The organism is Alkalibacterium indicireducens (genome assembly GCF_039522005.1).
In the GTDB taxonomy this organism is placed as follows: domain Bacteria; phylum Bacillota; class Bacilli; order Lactobacillales; family Carnobacteriaceae_A; genus Alkalibacterium; species Alkalibacterium indicireducens.
Window position 1 is genome coordinate 1 of sequence record NZ_BAAADA010000220.1, and the last position, 1861, is coordinate 1861.

At 32.1% G+C, this 1861-nt stretch carries 3 protein-coding genes; all 3 read right to left on the minus strand.

Features of this window, described 5'->3' with window-relative positions; genetic code table 11:
- A partial coding sequence (locus ABFX15_RS12025; protein ID WP_346025633.1) for a tyrosine-type recombinase/integrase occupies positions 1-607 on the minus strand: 607 nt, incomplete at its 3' end.
- Positions 594-1580 (minus strand): tyrosine-type recombinase/integrase, encoded by a 987-nt coding sequence (locus ABFX15_RS12030; protein WP_346025634.1) that lies wholly within the window; start codon positions 1578-1580, stop codon positions 594-596. The genes ABFX15_RS12030 and ABFX15_RS12025, both read right to left, overlap by 14 nt.
- Positions 1577-1861, minus strand: a 285-nt coding sequence (locus ABFX15_RS12035) for a tyrosine-type recombinase/integrase (RefSeq protein ID WP_346025635.1), incomplete at its 5' end; no start/stop codon positions are given. The genes ABFX15_RS12035 and ABFX15_RS12030, both read right to left, overlap by 4 nt.

A 1861-nucleotide genomic window follows, 5' to 3' on the forward strand; every position in this document is an offset into this window, starting at 1 on the left:
ATTTCTTTAGAATATTGCCTGTTTGGGGGAGTAATGGGATGTGACGGTGTTTAGCTCCTTTACCTCTGACATACATACTACTCACGCCTTCTAGTTTAATATCAGAAACATTTAAATTTATTAACTCTTGTACTCTACATGCTGAATCATAAAGCAATGTAATTATAGCTAGATGTCTAATACCCGTTTTATCTTGTTTATTTATTGAATCTAACAGCTCTTTCACGACTTTTTCTTGAAGATATTTTGCCGGATGTTGTTTCGTTTTAATAAAAGAGATACGAGTAATTTTTCTACAGGTATCAATATGCTCTGGATTTTCAATGGAAACAAATGAGTAAAATGATTTGATGTGGGCTAGTCGGGTATTACGTGTAGTCGGACTATTATTCCTTGAGCTTTCCAGCCACTTTGAGAATTCAAGAATATTTTCCGAAGTGAGATCATCAAGTTCCATTTGATTGATATTATAACCACTTTCTTTTAGAAATCTGATTAACAGCTTAAAAGTATCTCGATAAGAACTTAATGTATTCTGACCATAATTCTTTTGACCAATTAAGTAATGCATAAAATATCTTTGAATAAAATAACTAAGATGATTCATGTTGCACCTCCGGTACTAATTGTCCGAGCGTTTTTTCTTGCTCAATAAAATCGTGGTAATGTGTATTTGTAAAATGGATATATCGTTCGGTATCTATCAAATTTACATGGCCAACATATGCAGCTAATATAGGTATTGCAGAATATATATCCATTCCATTTTCCAACATTTGTTCTAAACTGTAAGTACAAAACGTATGTCGTAAAGAATGAATATTTGGTAGTTTATTATCTTCAGTATAAATACCAGCCAATTTACAAATTTTTTGAAACATGTATTTTACTGCATCGTATGAGTATGCTTTTTGAGTGTATGGTGAAATAAATAGCGATGAGTCTCCTGGTTGATCTATTATATTATCCAAATAGTTATTGACTGCTTTGATTAGACTGTCAGATAGTGGGATTAGTCTCGAAACGTTATTTTTGCTGTTGGTTACTTTGATAATCCCTTGTTGGCAATCGATATCAGAAACCTTTAATGCTAATACTTCGGATATCCTCATGCCGGTTCCGATCAATATCCTTATTAGTACAGGATAAACAATTGTATGGTGATTGCTTCGATTGGCTTTTGGTAATTTGTCAGTAACACATAGGAGTTTTTTAAGATTTTCTTTTGAAAAAATATATGGTTTGAATTTTTGTTCTACTGCTTGGTAATAACTTGAATTGACAGACTGACTCGGGATTTGTAGTACTTGAAGAAATTCAGAAAACTGACGGAGGTTTGTTATTAAAGTTTTTCGACGGTGGGGACTTATATGGTCCTTCGGACTTAATATTTCTTCAATCATTTCAGTAGTAATTTCAAGTTTGTCATATTGATTCAAGAGATTGTTGAGTTGCCTTAGACTGATTAATGTGGAACGAGCTACTTTTTCGCCTTTAGAACGTTTAAATTCAATATATTTTTCAAAATATGGTTTGAAAATCCCGTTTTCAAATGTTAAATATTCTTTATCTTTAATCATAAGTCCACCTCTAGCGCTGCTTTCTTTAGCTGATCAATATTTGACCAAATATATTGTTTAGTAGATTGAATGGATGTATGACCTAATATATTTTTAACTTCAGTAATGGGAATCGTCTGATTCGACAACTCTGTTGCCAAACTATGCCGCATTGAATGAAGCCCACAATGTTTGTCATCTATATTTATATTAGCTAGATTAAAATATTTTGCTACATGTCTAGAAAAATGATTATTCTTAGAATAAGGTGTGTGAGGTGCTCTGAATCGTATAAATAAATT